The sequence below is a fragment of the Phocaeicola sp. RTP21198st1_B8_RTP21198_201120 genome (assembly GCF_040929485.1).
GTDB lineage: Bacteria > Bacteroidota > Bacteroidia > Bacteroidales > Bacteroidaceae > Phocaeicola > Phocaeicola dorei.
The window spans coordinates 1-1,008 of sequence record NZ_JBCOCI010000588.1; the positions used below are offsets into that span (position 1 = coordinate 1).

Consider the following 1,008-nt stretch of genomic DNA (forward strand, 5'->3'; position numbering starts at 1 on the left):
TAGAAAATCATAATCAGACGCAAGCTTATATTTAAGAGAATACTTTTTCCCCTTCATCAAATCAGTTCGAATGAACACACTTTGATGTGAGAAAGCCATCATATAACGCATACTTTTCAACCCCAAAGCTTTCACTGGTCTATCTCCTATAGCATAACGGAGAATCGTATCACCATAATAGACAGCATAGTTTTTATGAGTTTTTACAACAAAAACAAAACGTTCTACTACCTTATTATCAACAAACTCATCGTCCGCATTCATAAAAAGAACCCACTCTCCAGTGGCATTATTGATAGCTTTATTCATAGCATCATATATACCATTATCCGGCTCTGATAACCAAAAAGCTATCCTGCTTTCGTATTTCTTTATAATTGCTAAGGTACCATCTGTACTTTTTCCATCTATAATTATATATTCTATATTTTCATAAGTCTGACTAAGTACAGACAATATAGTTCTTTGTATGGCAGATACAGCATTATAACAAACTGTTATTATTGAGACACGAGGAAGGTTATTATTCATATTTGAGTATGTAAAATCTTATTTCTTCTTTTTATACATCTTATATGCCTCTTTCAGCATGTCCTCATCACTATACTGTGGATGCCAATCTAGATCTTTTTCGGTTTCCTGAATATCCAGAACATACTCTTCGTCCGCAATCATAAACTGTTCTGGATACATTAATGTAAAACCATATTTATCTAATAATCCTAACACTAACTTTACGAGTTTACCAGACGTTGGAATTACTATAGAATGTTTATCCGCTGACGTAACAACCCCCTGCAATAGGGTACGAATATCAGGCGGATTCTTAGAGCCTAAGTTATATTCTTTGTTAGGTAATCCTTTGTCTATAGCGCAAAGAATAGCGCTAACGCAATCAAATACTGAAATCATTTGGTAATGATTCTTGCCATTACCAATTGTTGGTACTGGTAAATTCATATCAATTAACTTAAATAACTTTACTAAAATACCTAGGCGGCCTGGTCC

Annotated in this window: 2 protein-coding genes; both read right to left on the reverse strand. The window is 33.9% G+C overall.

Annotated elements, in window-relative coordinates; all coding sequences use genetic code 11:
- Positions 1–531 (reverse strand): glycosyltransferase family 2 protein (locus AB5935_RS28340; RefSeq protein ID WP_368328148.1); only part of this gene is annotated, 531 nt, incomplete at its 3' end.
- 18 nt (positions 532–549) lie between these two features.
- Positions 550–1,008 (reverse strand): NAD-dependent epimerase/dehydratase family protein (locus AB5935_RS28345; RefSeq protein WP_368328149.1); only part of this gene is annotated, 459 nt, incomplete at its 5' end.